Source organism: Murimonas intestini (assembly GCF_024622195.1).
Lineage (GTDB): Bacteria > Bacillota > Clostridia > Lachnospirales > Lachnospiraceae > Murimonas > Murimonas intestini.
Map to the genome: position 1 here is coordinate 14,654 of NZ_JANKBI010000001.1, position 16,546 is coordinate 31,199.

The window sequence follows — 16,546 nt, forward strand, 5'->3', positions numbered from 1 at the left end:
TATAACACAGTGACATTATTTGAAAGAGTATTTAACGGAAATGATGCTGTATACGGATTGACAGAAGCGGCTATCGACAATGCGATCGCACAGCATGGTGCAGATAAAGCTGTCAGCTTCCCAAATACAGCATACAGCCTTCCATGTTACTATGGCGTAACTGGAACAAAGGTTGGAAATCTGGGAGATTTAAAAAATGCATTAGGCGTTGTAAAAACACTGATGACAAGAGAAAACCGTCTTAATGACGCTTTCATGTCAGGCGTGGCAACAGCTCTCTGCGCAGAGTTTATCGAAGTTTTAAAATATATTGACGGTGCAGCACCATATGCAGAGCCGTGCTACGGACATCTGGCAGATGCCATTATCCGTGAGCTGGGTGTTCCCCTTGTTACAGGAGATATCCCGGGCGTGGCAGTTATCCTGGGCAGTGCGCCTACAGCAGAAGAGGGCGTGGCGCTTGTAAAGAGCTATCAGGCACAGGGTATCCTTGTTACCCTCGTAGGCGGAATCATTGACCAGTGTGAGGAAATGGGATATAAGACAGGGGCAAATGTACGTGTGATCCCTCTTGGAAAAGACGTGACAAGCGTGATCCATGTAGTATCTGTAGCTGTCAGGGCTGCCCTGATCTTCGGAAATATCACTCCTGGAGATGCTGCAGGACTTATGAAATACACATTCGAGCGTGTTCCGGCATTTGTTAATGCTTTCGGACCTCTTGATGATGTAGTTGTAGCATGCGGTGCAGGTGCTATTGCACTTGGATTCCCTGTAATCACAAATGAGACAGAGAATATCTTCCGTGTGCCGAAGAGCCTTATTGTTCAGGAAGACGTATCCAAGTTTAATGCGACTTCTCTGGAAGCAAGAGATATCAAGATCAAGATCACAAATATCGATATTCCTGTTGCGTTTGCCAGCGCATTTGAAGGCGAGATCATCCGCCGCGGTGACATGCAGGTAGAATTCGACGGTTCCAGAGTTGACTGCTTCGAGCTTGTACAGTCTAAAGATGTTACAGAGATCGAAGATCATAAGATTGAAGTGATCGGGCCGGATCTGGATGAATTTGAAGTCGGAAGCAAACACAATATCGGTTACATTGTAGAAGTAGGCGGCAAGAGCATGCAGTCTGACTTTGAACCTGTATTTGAGCGTAAATTCCACAGCTACTTAAACTGCGTGGAAGGTATGATGCATACAGGCCAGAGAGATATGATCCGTATCCGTATAAGCAAGGATACATATAATGCAGGCTTCCGTGCAAAACACATTGGTGAAGTGCTCTATGCTAAAGTAAAGAGCGAGTTTGCAGCTGTTGTAGACAAATGTCAGGTCAAAGTTATCACGGATCCTGAAATGTGTACAAAACTGCGCCATGAGCTGGCAATACCGTCATTTGATAAACGTGATGAGAGACTCAGCACTCTGACAGATGAAGGTGTTGATGTATATTACAGCTGTATCATGTGCCAGGCATTCTCACCGTCTCATGTCTGCGTGGTTACGCCTGAAAGACTTGGACTTTGCGGCGCTGTGTCATGGCTGGATGCTAAGGCTACTAATGAGCTGGATCCTCAGGGACCATGCCAGGTTATCACAAAGGGCGGCCTGATCGATGAGAGAACAGGTGCTTACCAGGATGTAAATGATGCTGTAAGAAAATATTCACAGGGAGCTCTGGAAAATGTTACTCTGTATTCCATCATCGAAGACCCGATGACATCCTGCGGATGCTTTGAGTGTATCTGCGGTATCGAGCCTCTGTCAAACGGCGTATGTATCGTAAACCGTGAATATGCAGGAATGACTCCTATCGGTATGACATTCCCTGAACTGGCTTCTATGACAGGCGGCGGAGTACAGACACCTGGATTCATGGGACACGGCAAGCATTTCATCGCTTCCAAGAAGTTCATGAAGGCTGAGGGCGGAATCGCCAGAATCGTATGGATGCCTAAGGAACTTAAGGAAACAGTTGCTGAAAGACTTAATGCGACAGCAAAAGAGCTTTATGGAATAGATAATTTCACAGATATGGTTGGTGATGAGACCGTAGCGGAAGATCCGGAGACATTACTGGCTTATCTGGAAGAAAAAGGACATCCGGCACTTTCTATGGAGCCGATGATGTAATATAACATGTTCAAAAAACTGAGCATTTATTGAAATTTTTACCAGGCTGTTGTAGAATATGTGCAGACATTGTTCTACAACAGTCTAAATCATGAAGGAGGTCTATTTAAAATGCCGTTTAATGCAAAATCAGGAAAGTTCAATGCAAATATCAACACGGTTGAATTAGGTTGCGGAGACAAAAAAATTGCTATAGGTGGAGAAAATGTACTGCCTTTTTATACATTTGATGCGCCTGTAGAAAATGCGCCGAAGGTAGGTGTGGAGATCACTGACGGAATTCTGGAAAATGAGCCGGAGTGTGTCAAAAAGTATTACGAAGGATGCGAGAGCATAGCTGACATGGCTAAGAAGGCAGCATCCTTAGAAGGTGTTGATTTTCTGTGCTTCAGACTGGAAGGCGGAGACCCGAACGGAGCAGATAAATCCACAGAAGAATTAATCGGAATGGTAAAAGAAGTTGCAGAAGCAGTTGATCTTCCGCTTGTTATTGCAGGATGCAAGAATGCAGAAAAAGATGCAGAGCTTCTTGCAAAAGCAGCAGAAGTGCTGGATGGAAAAAATGCAGTGCTCCTGGCAGCAAAAGAAGAAAACTACAAGACAGTCGGCGCAGCAGCAGGACTGGCTTATAAGCAGATCGTAGGTGCTGAATCAGCAGTTGATATCAACCTTGCAAAACAGTTAAATGTATTACTTTCACAGTTGGGTGTCAGCAGCACTAACGTTGTTATGAACGTAGGTACTGCAGCAGCAGGTTATGGTTTTGAATACGTTGTATCCACTATGCAGAGGGTAAAAGCAGCCGCTCTTTCCCAGAACGACAATATGCTTCAGATGCCGATCATTACACCTGTAGCATCAGAAGTATGGGGCGTGAAGGAAGCTGTTGCTTCAGAAGCGGATATGCCTGAATGGGGTGACGCAGAACAGCGTGGAATCGATATGGAAGTAGAGACAGCAGCAGCAGTCCTGGCTTCCGGATCTAATGCTGTAATCCTGAAGCATCCTGTATCAATTGCAACTATTTCAAAATTAGTAAAAGAATTAGTATAATTGCTGCTTAAGGAGGAAAATAGATTATGGCACTTAAAGGTCTGGATATATTTAAATTATCACCTAAGAAAAACTGTAAAGAATGCGGATGCCCTACATGTATGGCTTTCTCAATGAAGGTTGCACAGGGGGCAATGGATATCAGCGCTTGTCCGCATTTCTCACCGGATGCACTTGCAACACTGTCTGCAGCCACAGCGCCGCCAATGAAGACATTGAAAGTCGGAACTGGTGATGCAGAGCTGACACTGGGCGGAGAGACCGTTCTGGAAAGACATGAGAAGACTTTTGTAAGCAAGACAAGATATGCTGTCGCAGTATGCAACTGTATGGATGAAGCTGCAATAGACGCACGTCTGGCAGCAGTACCGAATGTAGATTATGAGCGTATCGGCGAGAGAATGTACGTAGAAATGATCTACGTAAACTACAGCGCTGAAGGCAAGACAGATTATGTGGAGACAGTAAAGAAGGCAGCTGCTCTTGGCAGAACTTTAGTTCTTGGATGTACAGATGTAGATACAGCTAAAGCAGCTTTGGAAGTATGCAAAGACTCCAAACCTGTTTTAAACGGAGCAGATGCTTCTAACTATGAGGCAATGAATACACTGGCAAAGGAAGCAGGAGTTGTTCTGGGAGTCAGGGGAGCTGATTTGAATGAACTCCACACAACAGTTGAAAAGCTGGAAGCTCTTGGAAACAAAGACCTGATCCTGGATGTTGGATGTGCATCTGTTAAAGAAGCTTTTGCAAATGCAGTGCAGATCAGACGTTCTGCAATCAAAGACGGTGACAGGACATTTGGTTATCCTTCACTTGTCAATGCAGCAGCTCTTGCTAAGGGAGATATCCATATGCAGGCAGCTCTTGCTTCACTGTTCACACTGAAATATGGTTCAATCGTAGTTATGGAAGAAATGAGCTATGCGCAGGCTCTTCCATTATACGGATTAAGGCAGAATGTATTCACAGATCCTCAGAAGCCAATGAAGGTTGAGCCGGGTATTTACCCAATCAACGGCGGAGATGAAAATTCCATCTGTCTGACAACTGTTGACTTTGCTCTTACATACTTCGTAGTATCAGGAGAGCTGGAGCGTTCAGGAGTACCATGTAACCTGATCATCAGCGATGCAGGCGGACTTTCTGTTCTGACATCCTGGGCTGCTGGAAAATTCTCAGCATCTACGATCGCAAAATATTTTGCAGAAGCAGATATTGAAGGAAAGATCAAATGCAGAAAGCTTGTGCTTCCTGGTAAAGTAGCTGTACTGAAAGGTGAATTAGAGGCGAAGCTTCCTGGATGGGAGATCATCGTCGGACCAAACGAAGCAGTTCAGCTTGTTAAATTCCTGAAAGATATGTAACTGTCCGGCATTTTCCAGTTACATGCAGCAAATAATTTTTAAAATAAAAAGGAGAACAAACAATGGCAAAATTCATAACAATCGGTGAAAGAATCCACTGTATTTCCCCAGTTATCCGTAAGGCTATGGCTGAAAGAGATCCTGAACCAATCATCAAACGTGCAAAAGAGCAGCTTGATGCAGGCGCAACTTATCTGGATGTAAACATCGGACCTGCTGAGAGTGATGGAGAAGAACTGATGAAATGGGCAGTACAGCTGCTCCAGTCAGAATTTGACAATGTTCCGCTGGCACTTGACACAGCAAATAAGAAAGCTATCGAAGCTGGTATTTCTGTATATAACCGTGCAAAAGGAAAACCAATCGTAAATTCTGCCGATGCAGGCGGAAGAATTGAAAACATCGACCTGGCTGCAGCAAATGATGCAATTGTTATCGCACTCTGCTCAGCAGAAGGTGTTCCGTCAGACAATGACGAGCGTATGATGCACTGCCAGAATATGCTTGAGAGAGGCCTTGAGCATGGAATGGAAGCAGAAGATCTCTGGTTTGACCCGTTATTCCTTGTTGTAAAGGGAATGCAGGACAAACAGATGGATGTTCTTGAAGCTATTAAGATGTTCTCTGACATGGGACTGAATTCTACAGGCGGTCTTTCAAATAACTCTAACGGTATGCCTAAGCACATCCGTCCGATCATGGATTCCGCTCTTGTAGCTATGGCTATGATGCAGGGTCTGACATCAGCTATCGTAAATCCATGTGATCTGCGTCTGATGGAAACGATCAAATCCTGTGATGTATTCAAAGGTAATACTTTATACGCAGATTCCTATCTGGAGATCTAATCTATGCATAAAGTTACTTTTAAGTTTGAAAACAGCGAAGATGTAACAGTCTTCGCTGCTTTCGGTGAAAGCCTTCTTGAGGTAGCGAGAAAAACAAACGTAGCTATCGATGCACCGTGCTCAGGAAATGCATCTTGCGGAAAATGCAGAGTGAAGCTCGTTTCAGGTGAATTGGATTCAAAGAAAACTCGCCACATCAGTGACGAGGAATATGAAAAAGGCTGGAGGCTGGCCTGTGTGAGCACCATATGCGCGGACGTAGAGGTGCTTGTCCCGGATATAGCATCGGCCTATAAGAGCAGAATGAAAGTCGCAGACTTGAGTTCTCCTGATGAAGTGAAGATATTTGATGATTTGAAAGAACAGGTAGAAGAGGCGGGCATCACACTTGCTAATAATCTGGATGTTGTGCAGGTGAGTATGGAAGTGCCCACCCTGGATGATACGATGCCGGACAATGAGAGATTTACCCGGGTTCTTCAGAAGGTAAGTGAGAGAACATCCATTCAGATACCGTATTCTGTTCTGAAGAAGCTTCCCGATATCCTGCGGGCAGGAAATTTTCAGGTGCAGGTGATTATCCGCAAGACAAATAAAGATGTATTTGTCTATGATATTTTCACAAAAGAAGAAAATGTTGTGGTAGGGGGACTGGCAGTTGACATAGGTACAACGACTGTCTCGGCTATCATTATCAATATGCTGGATGGAAGTATCCTGGCGAAGGCTTCGTCAGGAAACGGACAGATCCGGTATGGTGCGGATGTCATCAACAGGATCATCGAATCAGCTAAACCGGGCGGAAAAGAGAGGCTGCAGAAAGCGATCATAGAGGAGACTCTCAATCCGCTGATCAGGCAGATGTGTAAAGAGATCCATATGGATCCTATGCATATATACCGTATGTGTGTGGCAGGCAACTCCACCATGAACCATCTCCTGATGGGGATCAATGCGGATCCTCTCCGCACAGAACCATACATACCGGCATTTTTTAAGACAAATTCACTCTTTGCCTCAGATATAGGGATTGCGATCAATCCGGATTCCCATATCATAGTGGCGCCGAACATAGGAAGCTATGTGGGCGGCGATATTACGGCGGGAGCGTTTGTCAGCATGCTCTGGAATAAACCTGAATTTTCCCTGTTTATCGATCTTGGAACTAATGGTGAAATTGTATTCGGAAACTCTGACTTCATGATCAGCTGCGCCTGCTCGGCAGGCCCGGCATTTGAGGGCGGGGATATCAGCTGCGGCATGAGGGCCACAGACGGGGCTATCGAAGCCTGTACGATAGATAAGGATACTATGGAACCTGTCATGACGATAGTGGGAAATGAAGGTCAGAAGCCGATCGGTATCTGCGGTTCAGGTATCATAGATGTCATAAGCGAACTTTTCCGCTGCGGTATCATTGATCCAAAGGGAAAATTTGTGCGTGAAGGAAAAAGGATAAAAAGAGACAAGTATGGAATGGGCAGCTATGTACTGGCTTTTGAGGAAGACGCCGATTCCGTGAAGGATGTAGAGATTACAGAAGTTGATATTGACAACTTTATCCGTGCGAAGGGAGCCATATTTTCGGCTATCCGCACGATGCTGGCATATTGTGATTTTGATATCTCCATGATCGAGCATGTCTTTGTGGCAGGCGGCATCGGGAGCGGTATCAATATGAGCAATGCAGTCCATATCGGCATGTTCCCGGATGTGCCTCTGGAGATGTTCCAGTATATTGGAAATTCATCTCTCTCAGGGGCATATGCGATGCTGTATTCTACTCAGTCAGAGCGGAAGGTGTATGAGATCGCGAAAAATATGACTTATCTTGAGCTCAGCGCGATACCCCAGTACATGGATGAATTTGTGGCGGCCTGCTTCATACCGCATACAGATGCATCCCTGTTCCCACAGCAGTGAGGTGGCAGATGAATATCGAATATGAAAAAGACAACAAAGAGAGGATTCCTTTCGAACATTATCTGGAGGAATACAGGAAGCTGGACCCTTTGGAGGTCTCTTCGCGGACTGGTATTCCCTATGATAAGGAGCAGCAGTGCTTTACCATACGTTTGATGCAGAAATCCTACAGGATCAGCTGGCCGGAATTCACTGTTACCAGGGAGGATAAAGAGGATGGACAGTACGCAGCTCTTAAGACAGAGACGGCTGCAAAGATTTTTGTTATCCGCTTCCTTGTAAGAGGCGTGTCCTCCCAGCCAGCCGGAAATTATCTGACTTACCGGGAGGTTCCATGGGGCGAAGTCTACTTCAGGCAGTTCCAGGGAAGATGTATAATGAGGCTGGCCTTTTCCTATGGCAGCAAACTGGATCAGTTTAAGGCACAGATGGAGAAGGCGGGAGCGAGAGAACTGAAGATTGGCGACGCGGCTTATGAGTTTGAATTCATTAATAACCACTTTGTCCGGTTTATATTGTGGGCAGGGGATGATGAGTTCCCTCCTTCAGCACAGATTTTATTTTCTGATAATTTCCCTCTGTCTTTTGAAGCGGAGGATCTGGCTGTTGTTGGAGATATTTCCATCGGCACGCTGAAAAAATTATAATAGTAAGGCAGTACCATTGGGCCGGTACTGCCTTACAAAAAATATGTTGACTGAACAGCGGCACATATGTGCTGACTGGAAAGGAGTTAAAAATATGGGTTACAAATCAGACATCGAAATTGCACAGGAAACCGAAATGCAGCCGATCCTGGAGGTCGCAAAGACAGCAGGCATCGACCAGAAATATCTGGAGCAGTACGGCAATTACAAGGCAAAGATCGATTACAACATGCTGAACGACACGGATAAGAAGGATGGAAAGCTCATCCTCGTCACAGCCATCTCACCGACTCCTGCAGGGGAAGGAAAGACTACCACTACCGTTGGGCTGGCAGATGGTATGAGAAAGATCGGCAAGAACGTTATGGTGGCGCTGCGTGAGCCGTCCCTGGGGCCGGTGTTCGGCGTGAAGGGAGGAGCAGCAGGCGGCGGATACGCACAGGTAGTGCCCATGGAGGACATCAACCTGCATTTCACAGGTGACATGCATGCCATCGGCGCAGCCAACAACCTGCTGGCAGCCATGCTGGATAACCATATCTACCAGGGAAATACCCTTGGGATCGACCCGAGAAGGGTGACCTGGAGAAGGTGTGTGGACATGAACGACCGCCAGCTGCGTTTTGTAGTGGACGGAGTAGGCGGAAGAACCAACGGGATGCCCCGTGAGGACGGCTATGACATCACGGTTGCTTCCGAGATCATGGCAGTGCTCTGCCTGGCAAACGACATCAATGACCTGAAGGCACGTCTGGGACGCATCATCGTGGGATATACCTTTGACCAGAAGCCGGTAACAGCTCATGACCTCCACGCAGAGGGAGCCATGACAGCCCTTTTAAAGGATGCCCTGAAGCCGAACCTGGTACAGACACTGGAGCACACACCGGCCATCGTGCACGGCGGACCATTTGCAAACATCGCACACGGCTGCAACTCTGTAATGGCTACGAAGCTGGCTCTGAAGCTGGGAGACTACGTGGTGACAGAGGCAGGGTTCGGAGCAGACCTGGGAGCAGAGAAGTTCCTGGACATCAAGTGCCGTATGGCAGGGCTGAACCCGGATGCTGTAGTCATGGTAGCGACAGTGCGCGCCTTAAAGCATCACGGCGGCGTGGCAAAAGCGGATCTGAACAATGAGAACCTGGATGCACTGGAGAAGGGTCTGCCGAACCTGTTGCAGCACGTATCTAACATCATCAATGTATATAAGCTCCCGTGCGTGGTAGCTATCAATGCATTTCCAACAGACACAAAGGCAGAGCTTGACCTGGTGGAGAGGAAATGTAAGGAGCTTGGCGTAAACGTGGCCCTGTCCGAGGTATGGGCAAAGGGCGGCGAGGGCGGAATGGCTCTTGCAGAGGAAGTAGTGCGCCTTGTAGAGGAGCCGAACGATTTCACATTCTCATACGAGGATGACCTGAGCATCGAGGAGAAATTAAACGCTATCGTGACGAAGATCTATCATGGAGACGGAGTGGTGCTGACACCGGCAGCGAAGAAGCAGGCTGCCCAGTTAGAGGAGCTTGGCTTTGGAAAATGCCCGATCTGTGTGGCAAAGACCCAGTACAGCTTCTCAGACAACCAGAGCCTGTTAGGAGCGCCGAAGGGATTTGAAGTGACAGTGCGCAACCTGAAGATATCAGCGGGAGCAGGCTTCATTGTGGCCCTGACAGGGGACATCATGACAATGCCAGGCCTTCCGAAGGTACCTGCGGCCGAGAAGATTGACGTAGACGAGAACGGAAAGATTTCAGGTTTATTCTGATCAGGAGGAAGAGGTATGGGATTTTCAACAGCAGCTTGTAATGAGTTTGTAGAAGTACTTGCATCTAAGGCGCCTGTTCCGGGCGGCGGCGGAGCTTCCGCTTTAGTCGGGGCAATTGGAACAGCGCTTGGAAATATGGTAGGAAGCCTCACTGTGGGCAAAAAGAAATATGCGGACGTAGAAGAGGAAATGTGGGCATTAAAAGGCAAATGTGATGTCCTTCAAAAAGATCTGCTTACTCTTGTGGAGAGGGATGCAGAAGTTTTTGAGCCTCTTTCAAAGGCATATGGAATGCCCAGGGAAACAGAGGAAGAAAAGGCTGAAAAAGCACGTGTCATGGAGATCGTTTTAAAAGACGCATGCTCCGTGCCTATGGAGATCATGGAGAAATGCTGCGAGGCGATTGAGCTTATCCGGGAGTTTGCGGCTAAAGGTTCCGCCCTGGCAATCAGTGACGCAGGTGTGGCGGCAGCATTTTGTAAGGCAGCGCTTAAGGGAGCCAGCCTGAATGTGTATATCAATACAAAATCCATGAAAAACCGTGAATACGCCCAGGAGCTGAATGCAAAGGCAGATGCCATGCTGGAAAAATATCCAAAGATGGCAGATGAGATTTTTGACAGCGTGATCTCCAGGCTGAAATAGGAGGAGCGAAAAGAGCATGGCAAAACAATTACTTGGAAAAGAAGTAACAGCAGCATTAAATGAAAAGATCAAGGCCCAGGTCGCTGAGCTGGAGAGCAGGGGCGTGAAGCCCACACTTGGGATAATCCGCGTTGGTGAAAGACCGGACGATGTCTCCTATGAAAGAGGGGCAACAAAACGCTGTGAGACTCTCGGCGTGGCTTATGAAAAATTCCTGCTGCCGGCTGATGTGACCCAGGAGGAGCTGATGGCAACCCTTGATAAGGCAAATAAAGATGATAACATACATGGCATTCTTATTTTCCGCCCTCTTCCTAAGCATCTTGATGAGGCAGCCGTTATTAAGGCGTTAAAGCCGGAAAAAGACGTGGATGGAATTACTGATGGTTCAATGGTAGGCGTATTTGCCGGAACAAAGCAGGGATTCCCGCCATGTACACCTCAGGCCTGTATGGAGATCCTAGACCACTATGGAATAGACTGTACAGGGAAGAAGGCAGTTGTTGTGGGAAGAAGCCTTGTGGTAGGAAAACCGGCAGCGATGATGCTCTTAAAGAAGAACGCGACAGTGACAGTCTGCCATACCAGGACTGTGGATATGCCTTCAGTCGTGAAAGAGGCAGAGATCGTTATTGTGGCTGCAGGACGGGCCGGAGTGGTAGACGGTTCCTACCTCTGCGCAGGCCAGACGGTCATTGATGTGGGCATTAATGTCAATGAAGAGGGCAAACTCTGCGGTGATGTAAAGTTTGATGAGGCAGAGCCTGTTGTAGATGCTATCACACCTGTTCCGGGGGGAGTTGGAAGTGTTACGACTTCTGTCCTTGTGGGACATGTGGTGGAGGCTGCTGCAAGAACTCTTCAGTAAAGCCGAAAAAGTATAAGAAACGAATGGAGGCCGGAACATATTTCCGGCCTCCTTCTGTTTTCACCGGATGCGCGCGCAGCTGCGCATCTCCCCGGAGGGTATTCTTCTATAGGGAACGAAGTTTTCTATGGAAGAACGAATGTTTTGGCTGCCTCAGCTGCATCGTAGGCGTTGTCGGTATAAGCATCTGCTCCGATCTCATCCGAGAATTCCTGGGTGACCGGGGCGCCTCCCACCATTATCCTGAAATTCTTGCGTTCCTCCATCCCGTTCAGCGCTTTGACGATACTCTTCATATTGCCGAGAGAAGTGGTAAGCAGGGAGGAAATACAGACGATTGCAGCATCGGGATGATCCTTGACGGCCTGTACGAACTTTTTTTCTGACACATCGATCCCCAGGTCAATCACCTCAAATCCGGCGCTTTCGAACATAAGTCCCACGAGATTTTTTCCAACGTCATGGAGATCTCCGACCACTGTACCAAGAATTACCTTGCCTTTGTGCATAGAGTCCTCACCCTCGGCTTCAAGCCTGGGTTTTAAGACACGGAGTCCGTATTTCATAGCGCGGGCTGCCGAGAGTATTTTGGCGATGTATACCTCGTCTTCTTTATAACGCTGCCCCATATCTTTCATAGTAGGAATGAAAGAGCGGTTCAGGATATCTCCGGCTGTGACGCCATGATCCAATGCCTCCAATACCATACGCTCTGTATACTTTGGCTGTCCATTTCTGATTGTCTGTGAGATTAATGATAAGTAGTCTTTTATTTCCATGGATATTACTTTTCCTTTATAAGATAGCAGGCTGTGTAAGCGATTTTGTCATTGCCATAATAATAGGGCAGGTTATTGTCTTTGCATACCTGGGTCACAAGCATGCCGTATGCTTCCATAGAGGATGTGATCTTGTCAGGGAAGCGGCAGGGGGCATCCGGGTATGTACATGAGGCACATCTGCTGCAGGTTCCTGTACCGATGGGAAGGACCTGATACTGGCTGCCGAGAATGTCCGAAAAACTGATAAAATGCTCCTGATGTCCTTTCTCTACCTCGACCATCCCCTCAAAGTCCATAGAGTCTTCAATGCTTCCCACAGTCTGGACAATGATACCGCAGCTGTATTTCCTCAGTTTTGCCTCACACTCCTCAAGTGTGCCGCAGCCGGGAGGGCAGGCCCAGTTCTGGCCGTATTTGTGGCATGTATTGGATGCGCACATATCCCGGACTTCCGGGAGCAGCTTCAGGGTTTCTACTGAGAGAGGGGCAGCTGATGTAAAGCCGTGTTCAAGTGCCTGAGTGACGATCCTGTTTATATCAATGCTCATAAATATCCACCCTTTCCTTTTAACTTATAAGAGCCGCCCCTTTTACAGGAACGGCCCTAATAATATGGGTTACCTATGTTATTATGAAACTAAAGCTTTTGCAGCCTGTGCAGCACTTGCAGCATCAGGAGTATAGCAGTCAGCGCCGATTTCATCTGCGAATTCCTGAGTAATAGGAGCACCGCCTACCATGACTTTAATATTTGAACGCCATGGCTGTTCATTTAAAGCTTTAACTGTATCGCGAAGAGCCGGCATAGTTGTTGTTAGAAGAGCAGAGCATCCAACAATCTTTGTATCCGGATTTGCTTCAACTGTTTCAATGAATTTTTCGATTGGAACGTCAACACCTAAATCGATGACTTCGAAGCCCGCACTTTCGATCATCATGCCAACCAGGTTCTTTCCGATATCATGTAAGTCACCGGCAACAGTACCAAGTACATATTTGCCAAGAGCTCCTGCGCTTCCTGAAGCCAGATACGGTTTTAATACTTCAACACCTTTTTTCATAGCTCTGGCAGCAACAAGCATCTCAGGAACAAATATTTCATTATTTTTGAATTTCTCACCTACAACGCCCATAGCGTCAATCATACCTGTGTTAAGGATGACTGTAGGGTCTGTACCTTCGTCAACACATTCCTGAACAAGTCCCGGAACAATTTTTGCCTTACCTTTTTCTACAGCTTCCGCAAGCTCTTGTAATTTTCCCATTTTCACATACCTCCTGTGTTTTTTAATTGGTTAAATCCATTGTATCAGAAAAAAATGAATTTGTTAATCCAACAAACAATTGACAATTTAAAAGGTTTTTCGTACAATGTGTAGGAAGAGAAATATATTGTGCGAAACAGACAGGAGTAGATAAAATGAAGCTGAGTCCTGCACTTATCAGGCAGCATTTAAAAGAGAAATACAGTATGGATGACGGGAGGCTTTTGACAGAAGAGCGTTTTTTTGCAAGGCCTCTGTTCTATGAGAAAGATGAGAAGACGCTTCCGGACAGATTGTACCTGGCTATGCAGGACGCTGTCCCGAAAGCGGATCTGGGGACGGCAGCATCGTCATTTTTTATCATAATCCGTCAGGATGGGCAGGCAGAATATGACGGGTTTGACAATGTTCTGGAGATTTCTGGATCTTTTAGCATCTGCCAGCTGTTCAATGATATACAGAGGATATATGATTTTTATGAAGAGTGGGAGCAGATGATGAACGCAGTCCTTCATGAGGAGAAGGATCTTCAGGAGATGCTGGACAGGAGCGTAAAGGTGTTCGGAAATCCAGTAACTATCTCTACCTCTGACCTATCCCTGATCGCCCATTCTTCCATAATGGACGAGGAACCGGGCCTCCGGGAACTGATCAAGCCTGACAATCTGTATGAATATGGCACAGCATTCATGCAGGATTCCCAGTATGCAGAGCTGAGAAACAAAAAAGAAGCATTTTTTTACCCGGAATACATCACAGGATACCGCAGCCTCTGCCTGAATGTATTTGACAGGGGTGTCTACAGGTACAGGATAGCCATACCTGAGATCATGAGAAAGTTTGTTCCGGGGGATGTGGAGGCGCTTGTTTCCTTTGGGGGATTCATAAGTAAAATCCTGGAAAAGAGAAGTGCAGACGGAAAGGAGAATGTCCATACGCTTCATCATATCCTGCTCCAGGTGGTGGAAAACGAGGAGAAGGAGCTGGCACAGATAGAGCAGGAGCTGTTTGAATATGGATGGGTTCCGGAACACAGGTATGTCTGTATGAATTTTAAAGTGCCAATGATCGACAAACAGAATATGTCGGTTAATTTTATATGCAAACATATTGAGTCGCTTGTACACAGCTCCTGTGCATTCCAGTTTGAATCAGATATTGTAGTATATATCAATCTGACAAGATTTAACGGTGATACGGAGGATGTCTTTGACAAGCTGGTCTATTTTTTGAGGGACAGTTATCTGAAGGCAGGCATCAGTAATGAGTTTTCAGGTTTCCGTTACCTCCGCTATTACTTTAAGCAGGCCAGCGCAGGCCTTTCTACGGGAAGCAGGAGGAATATCTACCAGTGGATTCACAGGTTCGATGAGGTGGCTCTGGATTATCTGCTGGAGCAGAGCACAGCCCAGATTCCGGCTGTTCTGTGCAGCTCGGAGAAACTGCTTGAACTCAAAGAATATGATAAAGGGCATAATACAGAATTCTATGAGACACTCAGGGTCTATCTGAATAATCACCTGAATGCTGTACAGTCGGCTAAGGAGCTGTTTATCCACCGAAGTACATTTCTGTACAGGATGGACAGGATTAAGGAGCTTATAGGGTTGGAGACAGAAGATGCCGGGATGATGCTCTATCTGATGATTTCGTACAGACTTCTGGATATGCAGAATCTGTGATGGGTTACTGTTCACTCCGTGACCAGTAACACGCTCCGCGATGCACAGAAACGGCAAAAACCGCCGTTTCGCGCTGCAACCCTCGGGATTTTCGTGCAAATACGCACGAAAACACCTCGCGGGATGGTGACGTGTGACCAGTAACTCCGTGATTGACAAATCTGTAATTTCTGCTATAATAAGCTTGTGCAATTTAATATTGTCATATTAAGTGCAGGACATTTTGTCCTGAAGAGGGAATTGGGTGAGAATCCCAAGCGATCCGGTCACTGTATTCAGGTAGTAAGTCTCCGTAAATCCATTGCATACCCATTTGCGAGAAGGAGGAGATGAGCGTTGATCTGTAAGTCAGGAAACCTGCTTAATATGTGAGATGGACTTCCGAGTAGAGTCATACATCCATAATGGAAACATATTTTTGTTTTCAGGTTGATGCAGGCTTTGGGTGAGCCGGCATTTTTTTATCGGAATCTCTAAGCAAGTTATTGCACAAACATACCTCCTTCATGCCTTTGCATTTGTTTCCGAGGACCTCCGCAAGAATCGGGAATATAGATTAACCGGCATGATATAATTTCAGATGGAAAAGAATTCCGCAGTCTTTTTCATCAAAGAAACGCATCTGCACCTGGGCGATCAGGATGCAGATGCGTTTCTTGTTTTTATGCTTATATCAATTCTTTCATTTTTCTGATATATTCCGGTGTTGTGCCGCAGCATCCGCCGAGTATCTTAGCTCCTGCGTCCTTCAGGCATTTCATTGAATCTGCAAACTCATCCGCCTGCATATTGTAATGAGCTGATCCATCCGGCAGGATCTGGGGAAGGCCTGCGTTTGGCTTAGCTATTACAGGAAGGTCTGTGATGGCACTCAGGTTTCGGATGATGCATTCCAGCTGGTCCGGTCCTGATGAACAGTTTACACCGATAGCATCAGCTCCCATCTCTGTAAGGATAGCCGCAGCCTCAAATATGCTTCCTCCTGTGAAAAGGCTGCCGTCAGATTCTACTGTGAGTGTACACATGATGGGCAGGCTGCATATGGAAGCAGCTGCATCAAGAGCAGCCAGTGTCTCATCTATCCCGATCATTGTCTCGGCGACAAGAAGATCCACGCCGGAATCAGCCAGATACGTAATCTGCTCTGCATAGATGCCCAGCAGCTTGTCGTATGACAGATCCCCCTGGGGCGCCAGAAACTTTCCTGTTGTGGTAATGTCACCCGCAACAAGGGCTTTGCCGTCTGCCGCCTTAATGGAGAGGGCGGCGAGAGTTTTGTTGATCTGCTCTGTCTCATTCTCAAGTCCGTGTGACTCCAGGGTCAGCCTGTTGGCAGCGAAGGTTGGCGCGTACAGTATATCAGAACCAGCTTCAACATAAGCTTTTTGAAGGGTCAGGAGAATATCCGGATTTTCACATATCCATTTTTCAGTACATAAGCCTCTGGGCATTCCGGCTTCGATCAGATTTGAGCCTGTTGCGCCGTCCAGAAATAATATGCCTTTTTCCATGAGCCTGCTGAATTCGTTTTTTGTCATTGTCACTGCTCCTTTATATTT

At 46.7% G+C, this 16,546-nt stretch carries 14 protein-coding genes and 1 riboswitch; of the genes, 10 read left to right on the forward strand and 4 right to left on the reverse strand.

Annotated elements, in window-relative coordinates:
• Positions 1–9 precede the first annotated feature (9 nt).
• The 9 genes from acsB (at position 10) to NSB28_RS00120 (ending at position 11,258) form a co-directional block, all read left to right on the forward strand.
• On the forward strand, positions 10–2,139 hold the full coding sequence (gene acsB / locus NSB28_RS00080) for an acetyl-CoA decarbonylase/synthase complex subunit alpha/beta (RefSeq protein ID WP_109748825.1): 2,130 nt from the start codon (positions 10–12) through the stop codon (positions 2,137–2,139).
• Between the two features lie 111 nt (positions 2,140–2,250).
• Positions 2,251–3,192, forward strand: coding sequence for an acetyl-CoA decarbonylase/synthase complex subunit delta (gene acsD, locus NSB28_RS00085; protein WP_109748826.1), 942 nt, complete (start codon positions 2,251–2,253; stop codon positions 3,190–3,192).
• 26 nt (positions 3,193–3,218) lie between these two features.
• Positions 3,219–4,559 (forward strand): acetyl-CoA decarbonylase/synthase complex subunit gamma, encoded by a 1,341-nt coding sequence (gene acsC, locus NSB28_RS00090; protein ID WP_109748827.1) that lies wholly within the window; start codon positions 3,219–3,221, stop codon positions 4,557–4,559.
• A 62-nt stretch (positions 4,560–4,621) separates the two neighbouring features.
• Positions 4,622–5,407 carry a carbon monoxide dehydrogenase/acetyl-CoA synthase methytransferase subunit gene (acsE, locus tag NSB28_RS00095; RefSeq protein ID WP_109748828.1) on the forward strand — a complete coding sequence of 262 codons (786 nt, stop codon included), beginning with the start codon at positions 4,622–4,624 and terminating at the stop codon, positions 5,405–5,407.
• Between the two features lie 3 nt (positions 5,408–5,410).
• The gene (acsV, locus tag NSB28_RS00100) at positions 5,411–7,330 is read left to right on the forward strand and encodes a corrinoid activation/regeneration protein AcsV (RefSeq protein WP_109748829.1); all 1,920 of its coding nucleotides are present in this window, start codon (positions 5,411–5,413) and stop codon (positions 7,328–7,330) included.
• An 8-nt stretch (positions 7,331–7,338) separates the two neighbouring features.
• Complete coding sequence (locus NSB28_RS00105) at positions 7,339–7,977, forward strand: DUF3786 domain-containing protein (RefSeq protein ID WP_109748830.1); 639 nt, start codon at positions 7,339–7,341, stop codon at positions 7,975–7,977.
• A 94-nt stretch (positions 7,978–8,071) separates the two neighbouring features.
• The gene (locus NSB28_RS00110; RefSeq protein ID WP_148408630.1) at positions 8,072–9,745 is read left to right on the forward strand and encodes a formate--tetrahydrofolate ligase; all 1,674 of its coding nucleotides are present in this window, start codon (positions 8,072–8,074) and stop codon (positions 9,743–9,745) included.
• Between the two features lie 15 nt (positions 9,746–9,760).
• Positions 9,761–10,390, forward strand: coding sequence for a cyclodeaminase/cyclohydrolase family protein (locus NSB28_RS00115; RefSeq protein WP_109624776.1), 630 nt, complete (start codon positions 9,761–9,763; stop codon positions 10,388–10,390).
• Between the two features lie 16 nt (positions 10,391–10,406).
• Complete coding sequence (locus NSB28_RS00120; RefSeq protein WP_109624775.1) at positions 10,407–11,258, forward strand: bifunctional 5,10-methylenetetrahydrofolate dehydrogenase/5,10-methenyltetrahydrofolate cyclohydrolase; 852 nt, start codon at positions 10,407–10,409, stop codon at positions 11,256–11,258.
• A 125-nt stretch (positions 11,259–11,383) separates the two neighbouring features.
• On the opposite strand, the gene NSB28_RS00125 is transcribed toward NSB28_RS00120, so the two are convergent.
• From NSB28_RS00125 to NSB28_RS00135, 3 genes are all read right to left on the reverse strand, one after another.
• Positions 11,384–12,037 carry a cobalamin B12-binding domain-containing protein gene (locus tag NSB28_RS00125; protein ID WP_109624774.1) on the reverse strand — a complete coding sequence of 218 codons (654 nt, stop codon included), beginning with the start codon at positions 12,035–12,037 and terminating at the stop codon, positions 11,384–11,386.
• 5 nt (positions 12,038–12,042) lie between these two features.
• On the reverse strand, positions 12,043–12,588 hold the full coding sequence (locus NSB28_RS00130) for a DUF2284 domain-containing protein (protein ID WP_187374060.1): 546 nt from the start codon (positions 12,586–12,588) through the stop codon (positions 12,043–12,045).
• 81 nt (positions 12,589–12,669) lie between these two features.
• The gene (locus tag NSB28_RS00135) at positions 12,670–13,305 is read right to left on the reverse strand and encodes a corrinoid protein (protein ID WP_109624773.1); all 636 of its coding nucleotides are present in this window, start codon (positions 13,303–13,305) and stop codon (positions 12,670–12,672) included.
• 155 nt (positions 13,306–13,460) lie between these two features.
• Between NSB28_RS00135 and NSB28_RS00140 the strand changes: the two genes are divergently transcribed.
• Positions 13,461–14,987, forward strand: coding sequence for a PucR family transcriptional regulator (locus tag NSB28_RS00140; RefSeq protein WP_109624772.1), 1,527 nt, complete (start codon positions 13,461–13,463; stop codon positions 14,985–14,987).
• Positions 14,988–15,179: 192 nt separating this feature from the next.
• Positions 15,180–15,366: riboswitch (cobalamin riboswitch) on the forward strand.
• Positions 15,367–15,655: 289 nt separating this feature from the next.
• On the opposite strand, the gene NSB28_RS00145 is transcribed toward NSB28_RS00140, so the two are convergent.
• Positions 15,656–16,525: a homocysteine S-methyltransferase family protein gene (locus NSB28_RS00145; protein WP_109624771.1), complete on the reverse strand. Its 870-nt coding sequence runs from the start codon at positions 16,523–16,525 to the stop codon at positions 15,656–15,658.
• Positions 16,526–16,546: the final 21 nt, after the last annotated feature.

Bases quoted from the DNA above. Each gene is read 5' to 3' on its own strand.
- acsD (WP_109748826.1), top strand. From the start codon at position 2,251: ATGCCGTTTAATGCAAAATCAGGAAAGTTCAATGCAAATATCAACACG.
- acsC (WP_109748827.1), top strand. From the start codon at position 3,219: ATGGCACTTAAAGGTCTGGATATATTTAAATTATCACCTAAGAAAAAC.
- acsE (WP_109748828.1), top strand. From the start codon at position 4,622: ATGGCAAAATTCATAACAATCGGTGAAAGAATCCACTGTATTTCCCCA.
- acsV (WP_109748829.1), top strand. From the start codon at position 5,411: ATGCATAAAGTTACTTTTAAGTTTGAAAACAGCGAAGATGTAACAGTC.
- NSB28_RS00105 (WP_109748830.1), top strand. From the start codon at position 7,339: ATGAATATCGAATATGAAAAAGACAACAAAGAGAGGATTCCTTTCGAA.
- NSB28_RS00110 (WP_148408630.1), top strand. From the start codon at position 8,072: ATGGGTTACAAATCAGACATCGAAATTGCACAGGAAACCGAAATGCAG.
- NSB28_RS00115 (WP_109624776.1), top strand. From the start codon at position 9,761: ATGGGATTTTCAACAGCAGCTTGTAATGAGTTTGTAGAAGTACTTGCA.
- NSB28_RS00120 (WP_109624775.1), top strand. From the start codon at position 10,407: ATGGCAAAACAATTACTTGGAAAAGAAGTAACAGCAGCATTAAATGAA.
- NSB28_RS00125 (WP_109624774.1), bottom strand. From the start codon at position 12,037: ATGGAAATAAAAGACTACTTATCATTAATCTCACAGACAATCAGAAAT.
- NSB28_RS00130 (WP_187374060.1), bottom strand. From the start codon at position 12,588: ATGAGCATTGATATAAACAGGATCGTCACTCAGGCACTTGAACACGGC.
- NSB28_RS00135 (WP_109624773.1), bottom strand. From the start codon at position 13,305: ATGGGAAAATTACAAGAGCTTGCGGAAGCTGTAGAAAAAGGTAAGGCA.
- NSB28_RS00140 (WP_109624772.1), top strand. From the start codon at position 13,461: ATGAAGCTGAGTCCTGCACTTATCAGGCAGCATTTAAAAGAGAAATAC.
- NSB28_RS00145 (WP_109624771.1), bottom strand. From the start codon at position 16,525: ATGACAAAAAACGAATTCAGCAGGCTCATGGAAAAAGGCATATTATTT.